General features: G+C 70.4%; 23 protein-coding genes and 2 tRNA genes. 13 read left to right on the top strand and 12 right to left on the bottom strand.

Going from position 1 to position 20214, the window contains the following annotated elements; all coding sequences use genetic code 11:
• Positions 1–172: 172 nt before the first annotated feature.
• The 4 genes from mtnC to KBY96_RS02585 all read right to left on the bottom strand — a co-directional run bounded on the left by mtnC (position 173) and on the right by KBY96_RS02585 (position 2858).
• Positions 173–961 carry an acireductone synthase gene (gene mtnC / locus KBY96_RS02600; RefSeq protein WP_254977615.1) on the bottom strand — a complete coding sequence of 263 codons (789 nt, stop codon included), beginning with the start codon at positions 959–961 and terminating at the stop codon, positions 173–175.
• A 38-nt stretch (positions 962–999) separates the two neighbouring features.
• Positions 1000–1656, bottom strand: coding sequence for a methylthioribulose 1-phosphate dehydratase (mtnB, locus tag KBY96_RS02595; RefSeq protein WP_254977614.1), 657 nt, complete (start codon positions 1654–1656; stop codon positions 1000–1002).
• A 14-nt stretch (positions 1657–1670) separates the two neighbouring features.
• Positions 1671–2516, bottom strand: a complete 846-nt coding sequence (locus KBY96_RS02590) for a DNA-formamidopyrimidine glycosylase (protein ID WP_254977661.1) — start codon at positions 2514–2516, stop codon at positions 1671–1673.
• A 132-nt stretch (positions 2517–2648) separates the two neighbouring features.
• Positions 2649–2858, bottom strand: coding sequence for a photosystem I reaction center subunit IV (locus KBY96_RS02585; RefSeq protein ID WP_254977613.1), 210 nt, complete (start codon positions 2856–2858; stop codon positions 2649–2651).
• A gap of 220 nt (positions 2859–3078) precedes the next feature.
• On the opposite strand from KBY96_RS02585, the gene KBY96_RS02580 reads away from it, so the two are divergent.
• The gene (locus KBY96_RS02580) at positions 3079–4041 is read left to right on the top strand and encodes a hypothetical protein (RefSeq protein ID WP_254977660.1); all 963 of its coding nucleotides are present in this window, start codon (positions 3079–3081) and stop codon (positions 4039–4041) included.
• Positions 4042–4091: 50 nt separating this feature from the next.
• The gene (locus KBY96_RS02575) at positions 4092–5678 is read left to right on the top strand and encodes a RecQ family ATP-dependent DNA helicase (RefSeq protein ID WP_396122221.1); all 1587 of its coding nucleotides are present in this window, start codon (positions 4092–4094) and stop codon (positions 5676–5678) included.
• A 12-nt stretch (positions 5679–5690) separates the two neighbouring features.
• On the opposite strand, the gene KBY96_RS02570 is transcribed toward KBY96_RS02575, so the two are convergent.
• Together KBY96_RS02570 and KBY96_RS02565 are read right to left on the bottom strand one after the other, a co-directional pair.
• Positions 5691–7496: a LysM peptidoglycan-binding domain-containing protein gene (locus tag KBY96_RS02570; RefSeq protein ID WP_254977611.1), complete on the bottom strand. Its 1806-nt coding sequence runs from the start codon at positions 7494–7496 to the stop codon at positions 5691–5693.
• Positions 7497–7561: 65 nt separating this feature from the next.
• Positions 7562–8950, bottom strand: coding sequence for an aldehyde dehydrogenase family protein (locus KBY96_RS02565; RefSeq protein ID WP_254977610.1), 1389 nt, complete (start codon positions 8948–8950; stop codon positions 7562–7564).
• A gap of 98 nt (positions 8951–9048) precedes the next feature.
• Between KBY96_RS02565 and KBY96_RS02560 the strand changes: the two genes are divergently transcribed.
• Positions 9049–9189 (top strand): hypothetical protein, encoded by a 141-nt coding sequence (locus tag KBY96_RS02560; protein WP_254977609.1) that lies wholly within the window; start codon positions 9049–9051, stop codon positions 9187–9189.
• Between the two features lie 218 nt (positions 9190–9407).
• Here the strand turns inward: KBY96_RS02560 and KBY96_RS02555 are convergent.
• Together KBY96_RS02555 and KBY96_RS02550 are read right to left on the bottom strand one after the other, a co-directional pair.
• Positions 9408–9479: transfer RNA gene (locus tag KBY96_RS02555), tRNA-Thr, on the bottom strand.
• Positions 9480–9489: 10 nt separating this feature from the next.
• Positions 9490–9571, bottom strand: a tRNA-Tyr gene (locus tag KBY96_RS02550).
• Positions 9572–9618: 47 nt separating this feature from the next.
• Here KBY96_RS02550 and aroQ point away from each other — a divergent pair.
• Both aroQ and KBY96_RS02540 read left to right on the top strand, forming a co-directional pair.
• The gene (aroQ, locus tag KBY96_RS02545) at positions 9619–10059 is read left to right on the top strand and encodes a type II 3-dehydroquinate dehydratase (RefSeq protein WP_254977608.1); all 441 of its coding nucleotides are present in this window, start codon (positions 9619–9621) and stop codon (positions 10057–10059) included.
• Positions 10056–10667, top strand: a complete 612-nt coding sequence (locus tag KBY96_RS02540) for a tRNA-(ms[2]io[6]A)-hydroxylase (protein WP_254977607.1) — start codon at positions 10056–10058, stop codon at positions 10665–10667. Before aroQ ends, KBY96_RS02540 begins: the two co-directional genes overlap by 4 nt.
• 43 nt (positions 10668–10710) lie before the next feature.
• Here the strand turns inward: KBY96_RS02540 and KBY96_RS02535 are convergent, their stop codons facing one another.
• The gene (locus KBY96_RS02535; protein ID WP_254977606.1) at positions 10711–11337 is read right to left on the bottom strand and encodes an acireductone dioxygenase; all 627 of its coding nucleotides are present in this window, start codon (positions 11335–11337) and stop codon (positions 10711–10713) included.
• Here KBY96_RS02535 and KBY96_RS02530 point away from each other — a divergent pair.
• A complete protein-coding gene (locus tag KBY96_RS02530) occupies positions 11336–12121 on the top strand; it encodes a precorrin-2 C(20)-methyltransferase (protein ID WP_254977659.1) in 786 nt (261 codons plus the stop codon). The two genes, KBY96_RS02535 and KBY96_RS02530, sit on opposite strands and share 2 nt — an antisense overlap.
• Here the strand turns inward: KBY96_RS02530 and dusB are convergent.
• Positions 12070–13182: a tRNA dihydrouridine synthase DusB gene (gene dusB, locus KBY96_RS02525; protein ID WP_254977605.1), complete on the bottom strand. Its 1113-nt coding sequence runs from the start codon at positions 13180–13182 to the stop codon at positions 12070–12072. The genes KBY96_RS02530 and dusB overlap by 52 nt on opposite strands.
• 44 nt (positions 13183–13226) lie before the next feature.
• Here dusB and KBY96_RS02520 point away from each other — a divergent pair, with 44 nt between their 5' ends.
• The 7 genes from KBY96_RS02520 (at position 13227) to proC (ending at position 18542) form a co-directional block, all read left to right on the top strand.
• On the top strand, positions 13227–13691 hold the full coding sequence (locus KBY96_RS02520) for a DUF1823 family protein (protein WP_254977604.1): 465 nt from the start codon (positions 13227–13229) through the stop codon (positions 13689–13691).
• A gap of 42 nt (positions 13692–13733) precedes the next feature.
• On the top strand, positions 13734–15089 hold the full coding sequence (der, locus tag KBY96_RS02515; protein ID WP_254977603.1) for a ribosome biogenesis GTPase Der: 1356 nt from the start codon (positions 13734–13736) through the stop codon (positions 15087–15089).
• Entirely contained in the window at positions 15090–16052 is a 963-nt protein-coding gene (locus tag KBY96_RS02510; protein ID WP_254977602.1) for a CbiQ family ECF transporter T component, read from the top strand.
• Between the two features lie 30 nt (positions 16053–16082).
• On the top strand, positions 16083–16349 hold the full coding sequence (locus tag KBY96_RS02505) for a PipX family protein (RefSeq protein WP_254977601.1): 267 nt from the start codon (positions 16083–16085) through the stop codon (positions 16347–16349).
• Between the two features lie 31 nt (positions 16350–16380).
• Positions 16381–17040: a YggS family pyridoxal phosphate-dependent enzyme gene (locus KBY96_RS02500; protein ID WP_396122220.1), complete on the top strand. Its 660-nt coding sequence runs from the start codon at positions 16381–16383 to the stop codon at positions 17038–17040.
• A 92-nt stretch (positions 17041–17132) separates the two neighbouring features.
• Positions 17133–17687: a cell division protein SepF gene (locus tag KBY96_RS02495; RefSeq protein ID WP_254977600.1), complete on the top strand. Its 555-nt coding sequence runs from the start codon at positions 17133–17135 to the stop codon at positions 17685–17687.
• A 21-nt stretch (positions 17688–17708) separates the two neighbouring features.
• Complete coding sequence (proC, locus tag KBY96_RS02490) at positions 17709–18542, top strand: pyrroline-5-carboxylate reductase (protein ID WP_254977599.1); 834 nt, start codon at positions 17709–17711, stop codon at positions 18540–18542.
• Positions 18543–18575: 33 nt separating this feature from the next.
• Here proC and plsY read toward each other — a convergent pair whose 3' ends face one another.
• Both plsY and KBY96_RS02480 read right to left on the bottom strand, forming a co-directional pair.
• Entirely contained in the window at positions 18576–19220 is a 645-nt protein-coding gene (plsY, locus tag KBY96_RS02485; protein WP_254977598.1) for a glycerol-3-phosphate 1-O-acyltransferase PlsY, read from the bottom strand.
• Between the two features lie 46 nt (positions 19221–19266).
• Positions 19267–20208, bottom strand: coding sequence for a DUF3086 domain-containing protein (locus KBY96_RS02480; RefSeq protein WP_254977597.1), 942 nt, complete (start codon positions 20206–20208; stop codon positions 19267–19269).
• Positions 20209–20214: the final 6 nt, after the last annotated feature.

The following is a 20214-nucleotide window of genomic DNA, read 5'->3' as shown; positions in this document are numbered from 1 at the left end:
CCACGCCGATCCATCTCGAACTCGGCCGTGAAACGCTGCAGCGCCGACGGTATTTGGGGGGTAGCCCCCTGAGAGACTAGGTCGATGCCAGGAACCACACCCTTCCAATCCCTACACAGGTTTTAAGTCTCCCCTTTCCTCCTCCGGCGATTTCGATGCCACGCGGCAGAGATCATGGACCGATGATCAGCTGGCCAAAGTTAGAGATGGTTGTAAAGCCTTCTGATTCGCGGTTTGGATTGCCGCTCCGGCTGCTGAACAGCACCTGCATTCCGGCGACTTGAGCGGCACGGCATTCCGCCGTTGAGTCGCTGATGAATAGAATGTTCTTTGGTTCGAGCTCCATCCTGGTGGCGATTGCTGCGTAGCTCTCGCTCTGATGTTTGGGCCCCATACGGGTATCGAACCAGTGGGAGAATATTGTGCTGAGGTCTCCTGCGTTGCTGTGGCTGTACAGCAGTTGCTGGGCTGCTGTTGATCCCGATGAATACACGGCCAGTCCCAGCCCCGCTGCTTTCCAGCGCCGGAGCGCCTCGGCCACGTCGGCGAACAGTGGTGCCACCAGTGCCGCGTTGGCGTAACCAGCACGCCACACAAGCCCCTGTAGTTCTTTCAGGGCTGGCAGCTTGCTGTCTCGTTGAATGAGCTGCCGCAGGTAAGCCGCCACGTCAGTGGGCGAGCCCTTTCTCAGTGCTGTCGCTGCTGGGTCGCTGTCGCTCAGCCAGGATTGTTCCACGGCATTCAGCAGCTCCCTCACCTCTGCCCGGCGTGGTGCTTCCCGTTGCAGAAACCCCTCCATGGCTTCGGCGGCATAGGGGAACAGCGTGTCGCTCACGAAGGTCACCGGACACGTGGTGCCCTCAATGTCGAGCAGGAGCAGCTCAACGCCCGTGCAGGTGATCGGTGCCACGTTGAGCGGCTGCTGAGCTTGTTCGCGGGCTGTGGCGTCAGGGTTGGGCATGGTGGTTCAGCAGTACACCAGTACACCAGTACAGCAGTTCAGTGCTTCAGAGCCGTCATGAGCAGTTGTCGCCAGGACTGCTCCAGCAGGAATTCGTGAATCTCCAGATGGCGTCGGGCTATGGCCAGGCTGGCCCCCCAGGCATAGAGCCCATGGCCGGCAATCAACAAACCATGGGGGGCCGTGCCCAGGTGTGGGATGGCCTCCGCAGAGAGGCGCCGTAGATCCTGATCGTTGGCCAGCACCGGCACATTCACTGCGCAGGTGTGGCTGGTGATGCCCTCCAATCCTTTGAGCATCTCCAGATCCCTCAGGCGCAGCTGGCCGGCCACTCCCGGTCTGGGCGCCACCTGTTGGGAGAGCAGCGTTCCCGCCTGGGAATGGGTGTGAAGCACAGCCCCGGCGCCGGTTTCGATCACGATCGCCAGGTGAAGAAGGGTTTCGGCGCTGGCACGCCCCCGTCCGCGCACCACTGCGGCGTTGCCATCCACCACGATCAGATCCTCCGGCCCCACGCAGCCCTTGTGCACCCCACTGGGGGCCATCAGCAGCTTGAGTGGAGAACGCTGCAGCACACAGCTGAAATTGCCGCCGGTGCCATCGCACCAGCCGCGGCTATGGATGGCGGTCATCGCGGCGCTCAGCTCAGCAGCCAACTGCCGCTGCTGCGGGCCGGTGGTGGTCAAGCTGTCCATGGTTCGCTGGCTGTTCAATGCTGGCAGCGGGGGCACCAGTGGCTGCTGCGCCCTCCCAGCTTCTCGCGCCGGATGCTGGTGCCGCACGTGCGGCACGGTTGGCCGCCACGCCTGTACACCAGCGCCTGCCCCCCGTAGTTGCCGTTGGTGCCGGTGAGATCGCGGAAATCGCTGAAGGTGGTGCCGCCGGCGCCGATGCTGGTGTCCAGCACCTCCACCAGCGCCTGGCGCAGGCGCTCCAGCCTGGCCAGGCCCACCGTGCCGCTGGCGGTGTGGGGCCGGATCCCGGCGGCGAACAGCGCCTCATCGGCATAGATATTGCCCACACCCGCCACCAGGGCCTGATCGAGCAGGGCCGCCTTGATCGGCCGCCGCGAGCCCCGCAGCCGTTGCCGCAGGTAGTTGGCGTTGAAGCCTGCTGAGAAGGGTTCCGGGCCCAGGCGTTGCAGCCCCGTGATCACCTGCTCCACCGGCACCCCCACCGGCACCCACCACATCTGGCCAAAGCTGCGGGTATCCACAAACCGCAGCTCCTCGCCCCCCCGGTTCCAGATCCGCACCCGCGTGTGACTGCAGGCAGGCCGGTCGTCGCTGAGCCACAGGAACTGGCCGGTCATGCGCAGGTGCACCCCCCACCAGCCCGCCGGCTGAGCGCCCTGCAGCAGTTCGCCCAGCAGATACTTGCCCCGCCGCTGCCAGCCGGCAAGGCGGCAGTGCAGGAGTGCCGCCTCGAAGGCGCCGGGTTCGACAGGGCTGGCGATGGCCCGCTGGCGCAGCACCTGCACCCGCCCCACGGTGAAGCCTGTGGTCTGCCGCTGCAGCCCACGGCGCACGGTTTCAACTTCAGGCAGTTCCGGCACGCTGGCGGGACGGGAGGTGTGGGGGAGTGGGGCGCGGAAGGGGAGCCGGATCTGAAAAGCCCCGACCGGTGCGGGACGCACCAGCCGGGGCTGCAGGAGGTTGGTGCCTGGGTCAGGCAGCCGTGGGGGCGCTCAGGCCTTCTCGAGTTCGCTCTCGGCGAAGTTGTTGGTGTTGATGCCTCCATCGACGCCGCTGTATGCGCTGTAGTTCACTTTCTCGAAGCGAACCACCACGGGGTAGCGGATGCCGGAGGTGTCAACCGAGGCCACGGTGCCGAGTTCGTTGTACCAGTAGGACTCGGGGCGCTTGATGCGCACCTTGTCGCCGCGGGAAATGGCCATCGCTGCGGTGAATTCGGGGCTGCCAGAGGGAAGATACCCGCGCCGGCGGGGGGCTCCGGCGGCGACGTCACGTTTCGTCGTCCAACCCAGCCGATGGCCCCAGCCCTGCGTGGGAGCATCGGCCCCTGTGCCGCCGCCAATCCACTTGCCTCTCCCTGCGCCCGAGGCCCCGGTACTCAGCCTCGATCTGCCTGATCCCGACAGCGACACCATCAGCACGATGGAGTTTCTGGCCCGGCTGGAGCAGGCCTGGGCTGTGTGCGATCGCTTCGATCTGCACACCGAGATCTGGCGCGGCCGCATCCTGCGGGCCGTGCGTGATCGGGAGAAGCGCGGCGGCGAGGGACGCGGCACCGGCTTTCTGCAGTGGCTGCGGGAGCGGGAGATCAGCAAGACCCGCGCCTACACGCTGATCCAGCTGGCCGAGTCGGCCGAGCGCATGCTCGCCGACGGGGTGCTGGAGGAGAACAGTGTGAATCAGTTCTCCAAGCGGGCCTTTCTGGACACCGCCGAGGCCGATCCGGAGGTTCAGCTGATGATCTCCGAGGCTGCCAACGAGGGGCAGCAGATCACCCGCAAGCAGGTGCGACGCCTCGCCGATGAGTTCACGGCCGCCACCAGCCCCCTGCTGCCGGAGGAGATCCGCCAGCGCACGGCCGAAAACCTGCTGCCGCCGAGGGCCGTGGCACCGCTGGTGAAGGAGCTGGCCAAGCTGCCGGAGGAGCAGCAGCGCGACCTGCGTCAGGTGCTGCGCGAGGAGCCGGAACTCGATCGCGTGCGGGAGGTGACCAACACGGCCCGCTGGTTGAGCAAGGCGGGCGAGGCCGCCCTGGCGGTGCGGGCACTGCAGCAGGGGGGGCTGGATTTCGAGAAGGCCCTGCAGGAGGCCCAGCGGCTCGAGGCCCTCGGCCTGCTCGCCGATGCCGTGGGCCAGGCCCAGGCTCTGGAGTCTGCCGTGCTCAAGCTGCACACCAGCTGGCGGCGGCTCAACGGCCTTCAGGAGCGCCTGTGGGTGGAGAGCGGCAGCAGCACACCGCATCTGCGCGAGCTGCTCACGGCCCTGCAGTCGCTGAGCGGCAGCACCCTGCGCGTCTCCCTCGGCGAGTTGGCGGGGGGCAAGCGGCTGAGGCTCCAGCTGGTGGAGGAATCACCCGATCAGCTGGAGGCGCCTCCCCTGCCCTGAGCGCGGTGGCGCCCCACAAGGCTGGATCGGTATCCTCACGCGCATGGCGAATGCTGGCGTTGCCTGAGCCACCACCCCGGGATCCTCAGGCCAGCGTGGACACGGATCGGAGCCCCGGATCGCCCGCTCGCCCGGATGCTCTTGAACGAGCCCTGCAGCGCCATTTCGGCTGGGAGGGTTTCCGGCCGGGCCAGCGCCCGGTGGTGGAGGCGCTGCTCGCGGGGCGGGACTGCCTGGCGGTGTGGCCCACGGGTGCCGGCAAATCTCTCTGCTTCCAGTTGCCGGCCCTGATCCGCGAGGGCCTGGTGCTGGTGATCTCCCCTCTGGTGGCGCTGATGCAGGACCAGGTGGATCAGCTGCAGCGCCGTGGCATCCCGGCGGCCTGCCTGCACCGAGGGCTGGGCTCCGCCGAGCGCCTGCAGCTGTTGCGGCGCATCCGTGAGCGCCGGCTGAGGCTGCTCTACCTGGCACCCGAGCGCCTGCAGGCGGAGGCGAGTCGCCAACTGCTCGATGACCTGCTCGCGGACGGATGCCTGGTGGCCCTGGCGGTGGATGAGGCCCACTGCATCAGTGCCTGGGGCCATGACTTCCGCCCCGATTACCGGCGCCTGGGCCAGCTGCGCCAGCTCTGCCCGGGGGTGCCGCTGGTGGCCCTGAGCGCCACCGCCGCTCCCCGGGTGCGGGCCGACATCATCCGGCTGCTGCAGTTGCGCCGCCCCCTGATCCAGGTGCGCTCGGCCCGGCGGGCCAACCTTCACTACGCCATGCGCTCCAGGCCGGCCGATCCCCTGCCGGAAGTGCTGGACGCCATCGGACGCTCTCGGGGGGCGGTGCTGATCTACGCCCGGGCCCGCCGTTCGGTGGAAGCGTGGGCTGCACGCCTGCAAGCGGCCGGCGTGCCGGCGATCACGTATCACGCCGGCATGGATCCCGGCCTGCGTCAGCAGGCCCTGGCCCACTTCCAGAGCCAGCCCCGGCCCGTGCTGGTGGCCACGGTGGCCTTTGGCATGGGTGTGGATCGTGCCGACGTTGGCCTGGTGCTGCACCTCGATCTTCCCGCTAGCGCGGAGGGGTATCTGCAGGAGTCGGGTCGGGCCGGCCGCGATGGTGGCCCGGCCGACTGCCTGGTGCTGTTTGATCCGGCCGACCGCACCAGCCTCGGCTGGGCCATGCGTGCTGCCGGCCGTGGTGCTGAGGGCGGCCAGGCCATCGACGCTGAGCGCCAGCGTCTGGAGCTCGCCCAGCAGCAACTGCGCCGGATGGAAACGGTGGCGGAGGGAGAGGGCTGCCGGGAGCAGGCCCTGCTGCTGGCGATGGGCGAGCTGGTGCCGCCCTGCGGGCGTTGCGATCGCTGCCGCCGCCAGCGGCTGGGCGGGGCGCCGCGGCGGGACTGGTCCGAGCAGGTGTCCCAGCTGCTGGAGCTGCTCGGAGAGCAGCGCGGCCGGGCCCTGCGCAGCGTGGTGGTGGAGCTGGCCCGGGAGGGCGGCAGTGACGAGAGCCGCTGGGCCTGGCTGGCGCGGCGGCTGGTGGAGGAGGAACTGGTCAGTGAGAGCGACGACGGCGCCCAGCGTCTCTATCTGCGGCCCTCGGGCCGTACCTACCTGCGCCAGCCCTGGCCGTTGCACTGGGCGGCCTGAGCGTGAGCGGCCTCAGTTGTCCTTCTCCCTGCAGATGTCCTGCACCAGCTTCGTCTCGAAGTCCGCTTCGGGGGATGCCCAGCTGTTCCACTGGCCCGAGGAGGTGGTTCTGTTGAGCTTGCGGGCTGTGCAGTTCACCGCCAGGTAGTGGGCCTTGCCGTCTGTTTGAAGGCTCGGGGCCACATAGCTGCCGCCCATGGCCTGCCACTTCGACCAGTCGATCTGCAGCGGGCCGTAGGAACGCCAGTCGCCACTGCTGCCGCTACCCGCTCTGGTGGCGGTGCTGGCCGCGGCGGGCCGGGCTGCGGTGGTGGTGGCCGCCGTTGGGCTGGCTGTTGTTGGGCTGGCCGGGGAGCGGGCAGCGGAGGCCTGCACGCCCTCAGTGGCAGCTCCGATCCGGCTGGACGTGGTTCTGGCCGTGCTGCTGGCTGCGCTGGCCTGTTGCAGCGCCGCTGGCTGGGTTGTGGGCCTTGGGCTGAGCCGTTGGCTTGTTGTTGCGGAGGGGGCGGCAGTGGTTGCAGTGGCGGCGGCGGTTGCGGTGGCAGCGGTCGTAGCGGCGGCAGCGGTGGTGGTTGCAGCCTTGGCGGTCGCAGCGGTGTCAGCGGCCTTGGCGGCAGTGTCTGCGGTGGCGGTTGCTGCCCGCGTTGGGGTGCTGGCAGCGGCCACCTCGGGCTTGGTCTGAGCTTCGGGCCTGGTCTCAGCCTGGAGCTGGAGCTTGGGCCGGGGTGCCTGCGCGGCCGTGGCCGCTGGCTGGGGTGTGGACTGGGCTGATGGTTTGGGTTGGCTGGTGGCCACAGGGGCCGTGGCGGTGGCGGGGGCTGGGGTTGCCGTGGCCGGGCCGGTCGCCGCTGCTTCGGGTTTGGGCTGGGGCTGGGGCTGGGGCTGGGCTTGGCGCTCTGGTGTTACCTTCGCTGCCGGCTGGGGCGTCGCCTGGGCGGCTGGCTGAGGTTTGGGAGCCGGTTTGGCCTGGGCGGCCGGTGGTGTGCCCCGCAGTTGCAGGCGGGTGCCGGCCAGCAGGCGATCCGGATCCTCAATTCGGTTGAGGGCAACGAGCTGGCTCACCGAGGTGCCGTAGCGCCCGGCAATCTCGGAGAGACTCTCTCCACCCTGGACCACATGCTCGCGGGCGTTGCGGTTGGGTGCAAGCCTGGCGGGCGTTGCGGCCGGCTGGGCAGCAGTGGACCGGGGCGGCATCGGGATGCGCAGCCGGGACCCACTGGTGACGTGATCGGGGTTCTGGATCCCGTTCAGCTGGATCAGGCGCTCGGTGCTGGTGTTGAAGCGGGCCGCAATCTCTGAAAGCGTCTCGCCGCTCTTCACCGTGTAGGGCGCCGTGGGCTGCTGGCTGGGGGCCGCTGGAGCGGCGCTGCGGCCGGCTCCACCGGGGATGGTGAGGCGTTGGCCCACCACCACCAGGTCGGCATCGCTGATCCCGTTGGCCTGCATCAGGCGGGTGAGCCCCACGCCGTGGCGGGCGGCGATGTCCGAGAGCGTGTCGCCCGTCTGCACCGTGACACTGCCGCCCGCACCGCTGGCGGAGGTTCCGGGCCGTGCGGATCCACCGGGGATGGTGAGGCGCTGGCCCACCACCACCAGGTCGGCATCGCTGATGCCGTTGGCCTGCATCAGGCGGGTGAGGCCCACGCCATGGCGGGCGGCGATGTCCGAGAGCGTGTCGCCCTCCTTGACCACCACCACCTGGGCTTGCACAGGCGGAGCCACCAGCCCAGCGGTGGGCAGGGCCATCGCCAGGGCCAGGGCGGCAAGGGTGCGGCGCATGGGCTCCACGGATCGCTGGGCGAACGTTAAGGGGCCCATCGGTCGCGATCCAGTGCCGCGGGGGGCATCCCGGCCTGGACGTCATGGCTGCCGGGCCCGGGGGACTAACCGAGCAGGCGCTGCACCAGAGCCAGCTTGCCGGCGTAGGGGGGGTAGCGCAGGGGCAGATCCAGCCAGAAGGGTCGCCTGAGCACGCTGCGCAGGTGGGAGAACGTGAGAAAGCCCGCCTCGCCGTGGTAGCGGCCCATGCCGCTGTCGCCCACCCCGCCGAAGCCCAGTTGGCTGGTGCCGGCCTGCATCACCACGTCGTTGAAGCACACGCCGCCGGAGCTGGTGGTGTCGAGGGTGCGGCGCTGGGCCTGCCGGTTGTTGCTGAACAGATAGAGGGCCAGGGGTTTCGGCCGCCGGCGCACCTCGCTGAGGGCCTCCTCGAGGTGGGCCACGCTCATGATCGGCAGCAGCGGCCCGAACAGCTCCTCCTGCATCAGGGGATCATCGGCCGACTCCACGGCCAGCAGGGTGGGCTCGATGCGGCGACGCTCCGGATCACAACGGCCACCGTGCAGCACCTGGCCCCGCTCGCGGGCACCGGCGAGCAGCCCGGACAATCGGTCGTACTGGGCCTGGTTGACGATGGCGCCGAGATCCTCGCTGTGCAGTGGGTCGGGCCCGTGGAAGTGCTGCAGCTCCGCTGCCAGGGCGGCCACCAGCCGCTCGCGCAGGGGCTCCTCCACCAGCACATGGTCGGGGGCGATGCAGGTCTGGCCGGCGTTGATGCTCTTGCCCCAGGCCAGCCGCCGGGCCGTCACGGCCAGGTCGGCATCGGCGAGCACGATGGCGGGACTCTTGCCGCCCAGCTCCAGGGTCACGGGGGTGAGATGGCGAGCCGCGGCCGCCATCACCAGCTGGCCAACCCGGCCGCCACCGGTGAAGAAAATGTGATCGAAGCGCTCCTCCAGCAGCCTGGCGGCGACGCTGCCATCGCCGCACACCACCTGCACGATCTCGGGGGGAAAGGCTTCGGCGATCGCCGCGGCGATCAGGGCCGCCGTGCGGGGGGCGTGCTCGGAGGGCTTGAGCACCACGCTGTTGCCGGCCGCCAGGGCGCTCACCAGGGGGTGCAGGCAGAGCTGGAAGGGATAGTTCCAGGGGCCGATGATCAGCACGCAGCCCAGGGGTTCGGCCTGCTCGAAGGCGCGGCCGGGCTTGAGCGGGAGATCCACCGGCACCGGGCGGGGGGCCATCCAGCGCCGCAGCCGCCGGCGGGTGAGCTTCAGCTCCTGTTGCACCGCCACCAGTTCGAAGCTGGCCTCCAAGGCCGGTTTGCCCAGGTCGGCTGCCAGGGCCTCCAGCACCGCCTCGCGGTGGCGGCTGAGCAGAGCATCGAGGCGGTCCAGCTGCTCCAGTCGCCAGGCCCGGGGTCGCGTGAGGCCGAGGCTCACCGGCTCACGCATGGCCTCGATCGGAATGGAGATCAGCGAGGACATGGACATGCCGCGGACGGGAACGGGCTGGGGACACCCTGGCAAACGCACCGCTGTGATGTGATGGCTCCCCCAGGGCTCAGCTCCTTCCCAGGGCCAGCCGATGAATGGACCAGGCCACGATGACAATGATGAATGTATCGATGGCGGTGAAGATGAAGACCCGCGCTGTAATCGGCGGGCCAACCAAGACCTGGGGCGGCAGCACCAAAGCTGACACTCAAGCTGGCACTCAAGACAGCAATTAGGGCCGCATCTGGCACGGCATCCCACCTGCCGCCGAGATCGAGATCATCAACGTGTTGGACGGGATGAGTACCGGCAGGGTCATCAGTGCGTTTGCGGCGGCACCGCACCAGGCAGGAGTGCCGCCGGAATCAAAGGGGCGAAACGATGATCGCGGTTGACCCTGTGCCGATCCCCGGGGTGCCTTGCTGATGCGGCGCCAGAGCCAGGTGTTGAGAGAAGCCCTTGACGAGACTTGAACTCGTGACCTCTCCCTTACCAAGGGAGTGCTCTACCACTGAGCTACAAGGGCATGTGGAAGGTGGGCCGGGTTGGATTTGAACCAACGTAGGCAGAGCCAGCGGATTTACAGTCCGCCCCCATTAACCACTCGGGCACCGACCCGAACCACACCCCAAGAACTTACCAGCCGGCCTCCCTGCCCAACCCCCATGCAGCTGCTCGCCATCCATGGCCCCAACCTCAACCTTCTCGGCAGCCGGGAGCCGGGCCTCTACGGCACCGCCAGCCTCGAGCAGATCAATGCCGAGCTGGATCAGCGGGCCCAGGGGCTGGGGGTGCGGATCGACTGCTTTCAGAGCAATCACGAAGGAGCCCTGGTGGACCGCATCCAGCAGGCCCGTGGCCGGGTAGACGGAATCCTGATCAATGCCGCCGCCTACACCCACACCTCGATCGCCATTCGTGATGCCCTGCTGGCAGTGGCCATTCCCTATGTGGAGCTGCACCTGAGCAACACCCATGCCCGCGAGCCCTTCCGCCATCACTCCACCCTTGCCGACCGAGCGGTGGGGGTGATCTGCGGGTTCGGCGCCGCCAGCTACGGTCTGGCCCTCGAGGGCCTGGTGGTCCATCTGCGCAACCGGCCGTGACCGCTGTCCAGCCCGATGCCGCCGCCGCTCGCATCCGCTGGCTGGCGGCCCCCAGCTCCGCCGCCTGGCTGGAGCAGGCCCTGGCCCATCCCGAGTTGGTGCTGATCGACCATGCCCATTGCGAGCGCAAGGCGGCGGGGGCGGCGTTGCAGCTGATGTTTCGCTATCCCCGTGACGCGGAACTGGCGGCGCTGCTCAGTCCGCTGGCGCGGGAGGAGCTGGAGCACTTCGAGCGTGTGCTGGCCCTGTTGCAGCGCCATGGTATCACCCTGCGTCCCCTGGCCGCCCCGCCCTATGGCAGTGAGCTGGGCAAGGCGGTGCGGCGCCAGGAGCCCGAGCGCATGCTCGATTCCTTTCTGGTGGCCGGGTTGATCGAGGCCCGCAGCCACGAGCGCATGGCCCTGCTGGCCCGCCATTCCCCCGATCCGGAGCTGCGGCAGCTCTACGGCGACCTGCTCGCCAGCGAGGCCCGCCATTTCGGTTTGTACTGGCTGCTGTGTGAGCGGCGCTGGCCCCGTCCGCTGCTGAGCGAGCGCCTGGAGCAGCTGGCGACGCTGGAGGCCTCGCTGCTGACGGTTCCGCATCCTGAGCCCCGCATGCACAGCTGAAGGGCGCGGCTCCCCTGGAAGGTCGTCGTCCGCAGCGAACCCCTCAGAGGGCGGCGACCAGCTCGTCGAGCAGCGGATAGCTGGCGGCGATCGGATCGCCGCTGAAGTTCGCCGCCCAGCCGTCGGGATTGTGGAAGAAGCGCAGCGCGCAGATGCGGGGCTGCGGGCCCATGTCGAACCAGTGGCGGGTGCCGGCCGGCACGGCGATCCAGTCGCCCGCCTCGCAGATCACCTGCAGCACCTCTGCGCCGATGTGCAGGCAGAACAGGCCGCGCCCCTCCACGAAGAAGCGCACTTCGTCTTCGCTGTGGGTGTGTTCGGCCAGGAACTTCCGGCGCAGGGCCTGGCGATCGGGATGGTCGGGGTGGAGGCGGATCGCATCCACCGTGGGGTAGCCCCCCTCCTGCTGCACCCGGGCGATCTCCACGGAGTAGGCGCTGAGAACCTGCTGGGCATCCGTTCCGGCGGGCAGGGCGGCACGGGCCGGCCAGCGCTGGAAGCGGATGCCGCGGGCCGCCAGCTGCTGCTGGATCTCCCCGGCGTCGGTGGTGACCAGTTCCGGCAGGGGCCGCGGCGGCCGCTGAGTGCCCTGGGAGAGGACTGGATCGGAGGGAGTCTGCTGGCTGCCCGCCGGGCTGGCAGGGTGCCGGTAGATGGTGAGCACACTCATGGTTGGCCCAGCGCCGCTTGAGATCAGCGTAGGCAGTGCCCCGCCCGGCCTCACTCTGGTGGGGGTGGGGCCAGGGGATCCGGAGCTGTTGACCGTGGCGGGCCTGCGGGCCATCCGGGCGGCGGCGGTGGTGGCCTACCCGCTGGCCCGGGAGGGTGCCGAGGGCATGGCGGCGGCGATCGCCGCTCCCTGGCTGGAGCAGCGGCAGCGTCGGCTGCCGCTGCTGTTTCCGATGGTGCCGGAGGCTGCGCCGCGCATCGCCGCCTGGCATGCCGCCGCCGATGCCCTGGCGGCGGAGGTGGCAGCGGGGCTGCCGGTGGTGCTGCTCTGCGAGGGGGACGTGTCGCTGTTTGCCAGCAGCTCCTATGTGCTGCTGGCCCTGCGCCAGCGTCATCCGCATTGTCCACTGCATCTGGTGCCGGGTGTGCCGGCGGTGTGCGCGGCGGCGGCAGCGGCCGGCGCCGCCGGCATCGCCTGGCCGCTGGCGCTGCAGAGCGAGGCACTGCTGATCCGTCCCACCCCGGAGACCGCCGTGGAGCTGGAGACGCTCCTGGAGCGCGCCGCCGGCGAGGCCGCGGTGCTGGCGCTGCTCAAGCTCGGCCAGCGCTGGCGTTGGGTGCGGCCGCTGCTGGAGCGGCGGGGGGTGCTGGAGGGAGCCCTGTTCGCCCAGCGGGTGGGCTGGCCCGATCAGCTGGTGACCTCGGCCGCGGCGGTGCCCGCGGAGGAGCGGCCCTACTTCTCGCTGCTGCTAATCCGCCAGGGCTGGCCGGAGGTGCTGCCCTGAGCCGCCGCCGCCAGCCGCTCTCCGGCCTGCTCCAGCAGCGCCAGCGCCTCGGCGGGGCTGGGGGCGCGCATCAGGGCGTGGCGCAGCTGGGGGGCGCCGGGGAAGCCGGTGCAGGTCCAGCCCATGTGCTTGCGGGCGATCAGCAGGCCGTGATCTCCCCTGGCGTCCACCAGGGCCTGGAGCTGCTCGGCGGCCAGCTCCAGGCGCTCGGCCGGCGAGGGAGTGGGCGGGATCGGTCGGCCCTTGAGGGCGGCGTCGATCTGGCCCACCAGCCAGGGAGAACCCATGGTGCCGCGCCCCACCATCACCCCATCGGCGCCGGTGTGTTGCAGGCAGCGGTGGGCATCGCTGGGGCTGTGGATGTCGCCGTTGGCGATCACCGGAATCGCCAGGGCCCGCTTGACCGCGGCGATGGCGCCCCAGTTGGCGTGGCCCTTGAAGCCCTGGGCGCGGGTGCGGCCGTGCAGGGTGAGCAGCTGGGCGCCGGCGCACTCCAGCCGGCGGCACCAGCTCACGGCCGTCTCCTGCGGATCGCCGCCGCACCAGCCCAGGCGTGTTTTCACAGTCACCGGGATGCGCACCGCGGCGGCCACCGTCTCGACGATGCGGGCCGCCAGCTCGGGGTCGCGGATCAGGCCGCTGCCGCCGCCCTTGCGGGCGATCTTCTTCACCGGGCAACCCATGTTGATGTCGATCAGGAAGGCGCCGGCCGCCTCGGCGCGGCGGGCCGCATCGGCCATGGCCTCCGGGCGGTGATCGAACAGCTGCACGCCGATGGGGCCGTGCTCCCGCCGAAGCTCCTCCACCTCCTGGAGGCCGTGGCCCAGCTCCAGGCTGGTGGCGTTCACCATCTCGGTGAACAGCAGCGAATCGGCGGCCCAGCGCCGCACCAGGCCGCGGAAGATGCGATCGCTCACGCCGGCCAGGGGCGACTGCAGCACGCGGCTGTGAAGGCTGCGCGGACAGCCCCGGCCTGGCAGGCAGAGCGGCTCGGCCAGTTCCGGCGCCAGCTCAGGCGCCAGTGCGGGCAGAGGCGGTGATGGTGTGCTGGTGACGATCATGGTGCTCCCATCCTCAGGCCCAGGCCCCCCTCGCCCCAGTGCCCATGTCCGCCCTGCCCAGCCCCTTTCCCCTCAGCCGTGCCCTGCTGGCGGTGGTGCTGGCCGACCGGACCAGCGACCGGTTTGTGTGTGAGCTGATCTGGTCTCGCCTGGGCTATGGGCAGAGCGACTCCGGCAGCTGGTGTGCGGGCCCGGCCACGGACGCCGCCTGGCGGGAGTCGTTCCCGGTTGAGCCCCAGTTCATCGCCGAGCGGCCGGCCAGCGTGGCCCTCACCCGCTCGATCCCCAGGCAGCACAAGCAACTGCTCAAAGAGCAGCTGGGATTCGGCGGCTATCGCATCGGTGAGCTCTATCCCCGCCGCACCCGCCGCGCCACGGCGGTGAACTGGCTGCTGGCCCACCTGGCCGAGCGCGCTGAACCCCTCCCGCACAGCGGGCCCCTGCCGGAGCTGCTGGACGAGCCGGCCGATCCGGTGCGCGGCCATCCCGGGGATCTGCCGATCAGCTGAGCCTCTGTAGGGTCAAGCCAAGACAGACGTTGAGATATTTCCGTGGCCCTGCCGGTCGTCGCCATCATCGGTCGCCCCAACGTGGGCAAATCCACCCTGGTGAATCGGCTCTGCCGCAGCCGCGAGGCGATCGTGCACGACCAGCCGGGCATGACCCGCGACCGCACCTACCAGGAGGGCTACTGGGGAGATCGCATCTTCCGGGTGGTGGACACCGGCGGGCTGGTGTTCGACGACGACAGCGAGTTTCTGCCGGAGATCCGCGAGCAGGCCGATCTGGCCCTGGCTGAAGCCGCGGTGGCTCTGGTGATCGTGGACGGCCAGCAGGGCTGCACCGCTGCCGACGAGGCGATCGCCACCTGGCTGCGCGGCCACAACGTGCCGGTGCTGCTGGCGGTGAACAAGTGCGAGTCGCCCGAGACGGGCCTGGCCATGGCGGCGGAGTTCTGGGGGCTGGGCCTGGGCGAACCCCACCCGATCTCGGCGATCCACGGCGCTGGCACCGGCGACCTGCTCGACCAGGTGATCGGCTACCTGCCCGCCACGGAAGAGGAGGCCGGCGCGGAGCCGATCCAGCTGGCGATCATCGGTCGCCCCAACGTGGGCAAATCCAGCCTGCTCAATGCCATTTGTGGCGAGCAGCGGGCGATCGTGAGCCCGATCCGCGGCACCACCCGCGACACGATTGACACCACGGTGGAGCGCGAGAACCACACCTGGAAGCTTCTCGACACCGCCGGCATCCGCCGCAAGCGCTCGGTGAACTACGGGCCGGAGTTCTTCGGCATCAACCGCAGCTTCAAGGCAATCGAGCGCAGCGATGTGTGCGTGCTGGTGATCGATGCCCTCGATGGCGTGACGGAACAGGATCAACGCCTGGCCGGCCGCATCGAGGAGGACGGCCGCGCCTGCGTGGTGGTGGTGAACAAGTGGGACGCGATCGAGAAGGACTCCCACACCATGGCGGCGATGGAAAAGGAGCTCCGCGCCAAGCTCTATTTCCTCGACTGGGCGGGGATGCTGTTCACCTCCGCCCTCACCGGTCAGCGGGTGCAGAGCGTCTTCGCCCTGGCCCTGCTGGCGGTGGAGCAGCACCGCCGGCGGGTGACCACCTCGGTGGTGAATGAGGTGCTCACCGAAGCCCTCAGCTGGCGCACGCCCCCCACCAGCCGCGGTGGTCGCGCCGGCCGCCTCTACTACGGCACCCAGGTGGCCACCCGCCCCCCGAGCTTCACCCTGTTCGTGAACGACCCCAAGCTGTTCGGCGACACCTACCGCCGCTACATCGAGCGCCAGATCCGCGAAGGTCTGGGCTTCGAGGGCACCCCGATCCGCCTGTTCTGGCGGGGCAAGCAGCAGCGCGATGCCGAGCGGGATCTGGCTCGGGTGAAGCGCTGATTGGACTTCCTGCGCCAGCTGCCGATTGGCCAGTACGCGGCCGAGGACCCCGCTCTGTCCGGCGCCCGGCGCGATGGCAGCTGGCTGCGGCGTCTCGATGCGCGCCTCAAGCTGGCCTGGACCGTGGCCTTTCTGGTCACCCCGATCCTGGCCGGGCCGCTCTGGCGTCTGGCCCTGGTGGGCCTGCTGCTGCTGATCACCGCCTGCAGCGGCCTGCCCTGGCGGCTGTGGCGGCGCAGTCTGCCCCTGCTGCTGGCCCTGTCGCTGCTGGTGGGGGGGCTGTCCCTGTTCCTGCCGGCCGGGGGGGTGCCGCCGGCGCCGCTGCAGCGGCCACCGGCGGAGGTGCGGCTGCAGCCCGGCTCGCCGCTGGACCCGCCGGCGGAGCGCAGTGGCCGGGCCTGGGAACTGCTGCGCTGGGGGCCGCTGCAACGGGGCCTCCTGGAACTCGGCCCCCTGGTGGTGACCCGCCGTTCGGCCCGGCTGGCCCTGAACGGCTCCACGCTGCTGTTCACCCTGGTGCACAGCGCCAACCTGATGCTGCTCACCACCCGCCCGGAGGAGCTGGTGTGGGCCCTCAGCTGGCTGCTGGCCCCCCTGGCCCGCTTCGGCTGGCCGATGCAGCGCCTCGGCTTCACCCTGCTGTTGGCCTTGCGCTTCCTGCCCCTGGTGCAGGAGGAGCTGCAGAATCTGCTGCGCTCGGTGGCCACCCGGGCGGTGAACCTGCGCCGGCTGGGCTGGCGGTCGTCCCTGGGGCTGGTGCTGGCGGTGGGGGAACGGCTGCTCGCCAATCTGCTGCTGCGCTCAGAGCAGGGGGCCGAGGCCCTGCTGGCCCGCGGTGGGCTCTGGCTACCGCCCGACCAGCTGCATCGGCCGGCACCGCCGCGGCCCTGGCTCAATCTGGTCGCCCTGCTGGGCCTGATCAGCCTGCTGGGGCTGCGCTGGAGCGTCGGCGGTACGCGGTGAACTTAAATACCTCCCAGTGTTGATGGCCTAGTGACCTCCGAGCGCTACCTCAACCACCCCACCTTCGGGATGCTCTACCGGGTGGCGCCGGTGGCCGATGGGCGTGATCTCTACGCCACCCTCTACGCCCAGCGCATCTTCTTTCTGGTGACCCTCCAGCTCCGTGGCGCCACGTTCGAGGTGGTGCCGTTGATGGATGCGCGCCACTTCGCCGAGCAAAACCTGGCCCGCTCCCGTCGGGAGGGCTCCGCTGTCCACTCCCAATGGCGCCAATTGTTTGACCAGACCTTCATCTGAGCCGCCAGCTGATTCGCCAGCTGATTGGCCGGTGGAGGGAGCCGCTGGCCTGGAGCAGCGGCTGGCGGCCCTGCGCCAGAGCCTGCCCGCCGGCACGGGCCTGCTGGCGGTGAGCAAGGGCCAGCCCGCGGCCCTGGTGCGTCAGGCGGTGGCGGCCGGCCAGCGCAGCTTCGGCGAGAGCCGCCTGCAGGAGGCCGCCGCCAAGCAGGCCGCACTGGCCGACCTCCAGCCGCTGGACTGGCACTTCATCGGCCGCCTCCAGGCCAACAAGGCCCGGGGGGTGCTGCGCCACTTCGCCACCATCCACTCGCTGGACAGCCTGAGCCTGGCGAGGCGCCTGGCCCGTATCGCCGGAGAGGAGGGCCTCAGCCCGGCGGTGTTGTGCCAGGTGAAGCTGCGCTCCGATCCGGCCAAGACCGGCTTCACGGCCGATGAGCTCAGGGCCTGCTGGGCCGAGCTGGCGGCGCTGGATCCCCTGCGCGCCGTGGGCCTGATGACGATCGCACCACAGGGGCTGGAGGCTCCCCAGCGGCTGGCCCTGTTTCGGGAGTGCGCGGCCCTGGCCGCGGAGCTGGGCCTCACGGAGCTGTCGATGGGCATGAGCGGCGACTGGCGCCAGGCCGCTGCGGCAGGCAGCACCTGGGTGCGGATCGGCACGGCCCTGTTCGGCTCCCGCCAACCGTCCGCCTGAGCTGGGGTCCCGGGCCTCGAATCGCTTTTCTGGCTTGCGATCCGGGCCGTGAGACGCTATCCAGGTCGAAAGCTTCCGCCGAGGTTTGCTCCGTGTCGTTGTTCTCCCGCCTGCGTGCCGTCGTCTCTGGGGACGACTACCTCGATGGCGACTACGACGATGAGCTCGATTACGACGGCGGGGAGGTGGCGGAGCCGGCCCCGGCGGGCGTGAGCCGCTCCAGCGCCCTGGCCCTGAGCAGCGATTTCAGCGCCGACGACCCCTTCGCCGGCACCAATGTGATCGGCATGCCGGGGATTGCCACGGCGGCCGCCGAAGTCACCGTGATGGAGCCCCGCAGTTTCGATGAGATGCCCCGGGCGATCCAGGCGCTGCGCGAGCGCAAGACGGTGATCCTCAACCTCACGATGATGGAGCCCGACCAGGCCCAGCGGGCCGTGGATTTCGTGGCTGGTGGCACCTTCGCTATCGACGGCCACCAGGAGCGGGTGGGAGAGAGCATTTTCCTGTTTGCGCCCAGCTGCGTCACCGTCACCACCGCCGGTGGTGAAGACTCCGCGTCCCCCAGCGTGGTGAGCCGCGACCCAGCCCACGAACAGGTGGCCGCCCCCAGTCCTGCCTGGGGCCGCGAGGGCAGCGCCCTCTGAGAACCCCTCACCCTGCCGCCGATGGGCCCGACTGCGGCTGATGGTCCTGGGCTGCACCCGGCCGCGTTCGGTGTGGTGGGCCTCGGGCGCATGGCCCAGGCGCTGCTGAGGCCCTTGCTCGAGGCCGGTCTGATTCGCGCCGACGGGGTGCGCGCCGTGGTGGGCAGCAGCGCCTCGGCGGAGCGGCTGAGCCAGAGTTTCCAGCTGGCGGTGAGCACCGAGGCGGAGGCCGCCTGGGCGGCGCCGGTGGTGCTGTTGGCGGTGAAGCCCCAGCAGCTGGGGGCTGTGGCGGCCACGGCTCCCCCTCAGGCCTCCGGCCTGCTGATCTCGGTGCTGGCGGGGGTGACCGTGGAGCGGCTGGAGCGGCTGTTTCCGGCCTGGCGCTGTGTGCGCGCCGTGCCCAACACCCCGGCCCTGGTGCGCCAGGGCCTCACCGGCCTGGCCTGGGGAGCGGGCGTGGACGAGGACCAGCGCCGCTGGGTGCTGCAGCTGTTTGGCCAGGTGGGCGAGGTGCTGGAGCTGCCGGAACCCCAGCTGGATGCCTTCCTGGCCCTCACCTCCTCGGGGCCGGCCTTCGTGGCCCTGGTGACGGAGGCCCTGGCCGACGGTGCCGTGGCCGCCGGTCTCCCCCGGGCCCTGGCCGGCTCCCTGGCCCAGCGCACCCTGGCAGGCACCGCCGCCCTGCTGGAGCAGGAGCAGCTGCATCCCGCTGAACTCAAGGACATGGTAAGTTCACCCGCCGGCACCACCATCGCCGGCCTGCGCGCCCTGGAGCGGGGGGGGCTGCGCTCGGCCCTGATCGAGGCGGTGCTGGCCGCCGCCGAACGCAGCCGCCAGCTGGCTTCGTCCGGCTGACCGGACTGAGCAGCCCGCCGTTGACGCAGCGCTTCAGCGCGGCGGAGGGGCCTCCCCCAGGCGCGGCTCGCGACCCTCCAGCAGCCGGGCCAGGTTGCTGCGGTGACGCCAGATCACCAGCACGCTGGTGAGCAGCGCCAGCACCAGGTAGGGCCAGCGTAGGCCCAGGCCCTGATCCTGGAACCAGGCCAGCATCAGCGCCGGCAGGGCCACGGCGGCCACCACGCTGGAGAGCGACACGATGCGGCTGAGGCTGAGCACGGTGAGAAACACCCCGAAGCAGGCCAGGCCCACCGGCCAGGTGAGACCCAGCAGCATCCCCAGGGCCGTGGCCACCGCCTTGCCGCCGCGCCAGCCCAGCCACACTGGCCAGATGTGGCCCGCCAGGGCCGCCAGGCCCGCAGCCACCACCCAGCTGTCGGTGCCCCAGCCGGCTGCCCCGGCCAGCAGCACCTTGGCGAGCACCACGGCCGCCGTGCCCTTGAGCACGTCCACCAGAAACACCGCCAGGGCCGGCCCCTTGCCCAGTACCCGCAGCACATTGGTGGCGCCGGTGGAGCCCGAGCCGTGCTGACGGATGTCGATGCCCTTCAGCCAGCGGCCGGCCAGGTAACCGGCAGGGATCGAGCCGAGCAGGTAGCCGGAGAACAGCAGGGGCAGGGCGAGGGGCGGGAGCATCGCAGGGGCGGCGGGTGCCAGGCGGGCAGGGGAGTGGTGAGCGGAGTCAGTAGTACTCCTCCTCCCGCATCAGTTCGTCGGGGGCGGGGGCGAAGGCCAGCCAGAGCGGGAACTGCAGGATCGGGATCTCCACCCCGGGCTCGGCCGCATCGATCACGATGAAGGGCAGTTCGCCGCGCTCCTCCAGCCGGTCGGCCCGCTCAATCAGGGCTTCGGCGCGCTCCAGCAGCACGATGCCGCTGCTGGGGCCGAAGTCCTCGCGGCCCAGGCCCAGGCAGTCCTGCAGGCTGCGCCGCCATTCCCCCAGCCGTTCCGGCTGGCTGGCCAGCACCAGGGTCTGGAAGCGCTCGCCGTAGAGCTCCCCGAGGATCGCGATCACCGCCGCCGTGACCAGGCCGTTGCGGCTGCGGCTGCCGCTGCTGGGCTGGGCGCCGCGGCCGCCCTGCTCCAGGAACCAGCTCTCCAGGGCGGTGGCCCCGGGGGCCTCCAGGGTGCGGCGCAGTTTCCAGGGCTCGGCGTAGAAATCGGGCTGGCCCTGGAAGACCGCCAGCCGGCTGCGGATCAGGTCGGCGTCGCCGCTGAACGGGCTGCCCCCTGCCGTGCCGACCGGCGTGCTGTCCGCCGCTGCCGCAGCGGCCTGCTCGCGGGCCGCGGCATCGATCGGTGAGGGCTGCACCAGCACTGGCTGGGGCACCAGCTCGATCTGCTCGGCCGCCACCGCCAGATCCTGCAGGGCCCCCACCAGATAGTCCTGAAAGCCCTTCAGCCGCCGGGCCACCGCATCGGTCTGGCCGGCATAGCTGCTGGCGATCTCCTTGCTGATCGCCGCGCGGCGCATCTCCAGCTCGGCGATCTCACGCTCCAGCTCGGCCCGGCGCTGGCGCAGCTCCTGGAGGGCCAGCTCCTGCCAGGCTTCAGAGCGCACGGCGTTGTCGGCTTCGGGGTTGGCGGCTTCTGGGCTGGCCGGGGTGAGGGGCTCGTCGGACATGGACTG

It is taken from the genome of Cyanobium sp. ATX 6A2 (genome assembly GCF_024346355.1).
Lineage (GTDB): Bacteria > Cyanobacteriota > Cyanobacteriia > PCC-6307 > Cyanobiaceae > NIES-981.
Note: the sequence above shows the minus strand (reverse complement) of the source record. Positions and strands in the feature narration are given on the sequence as shown.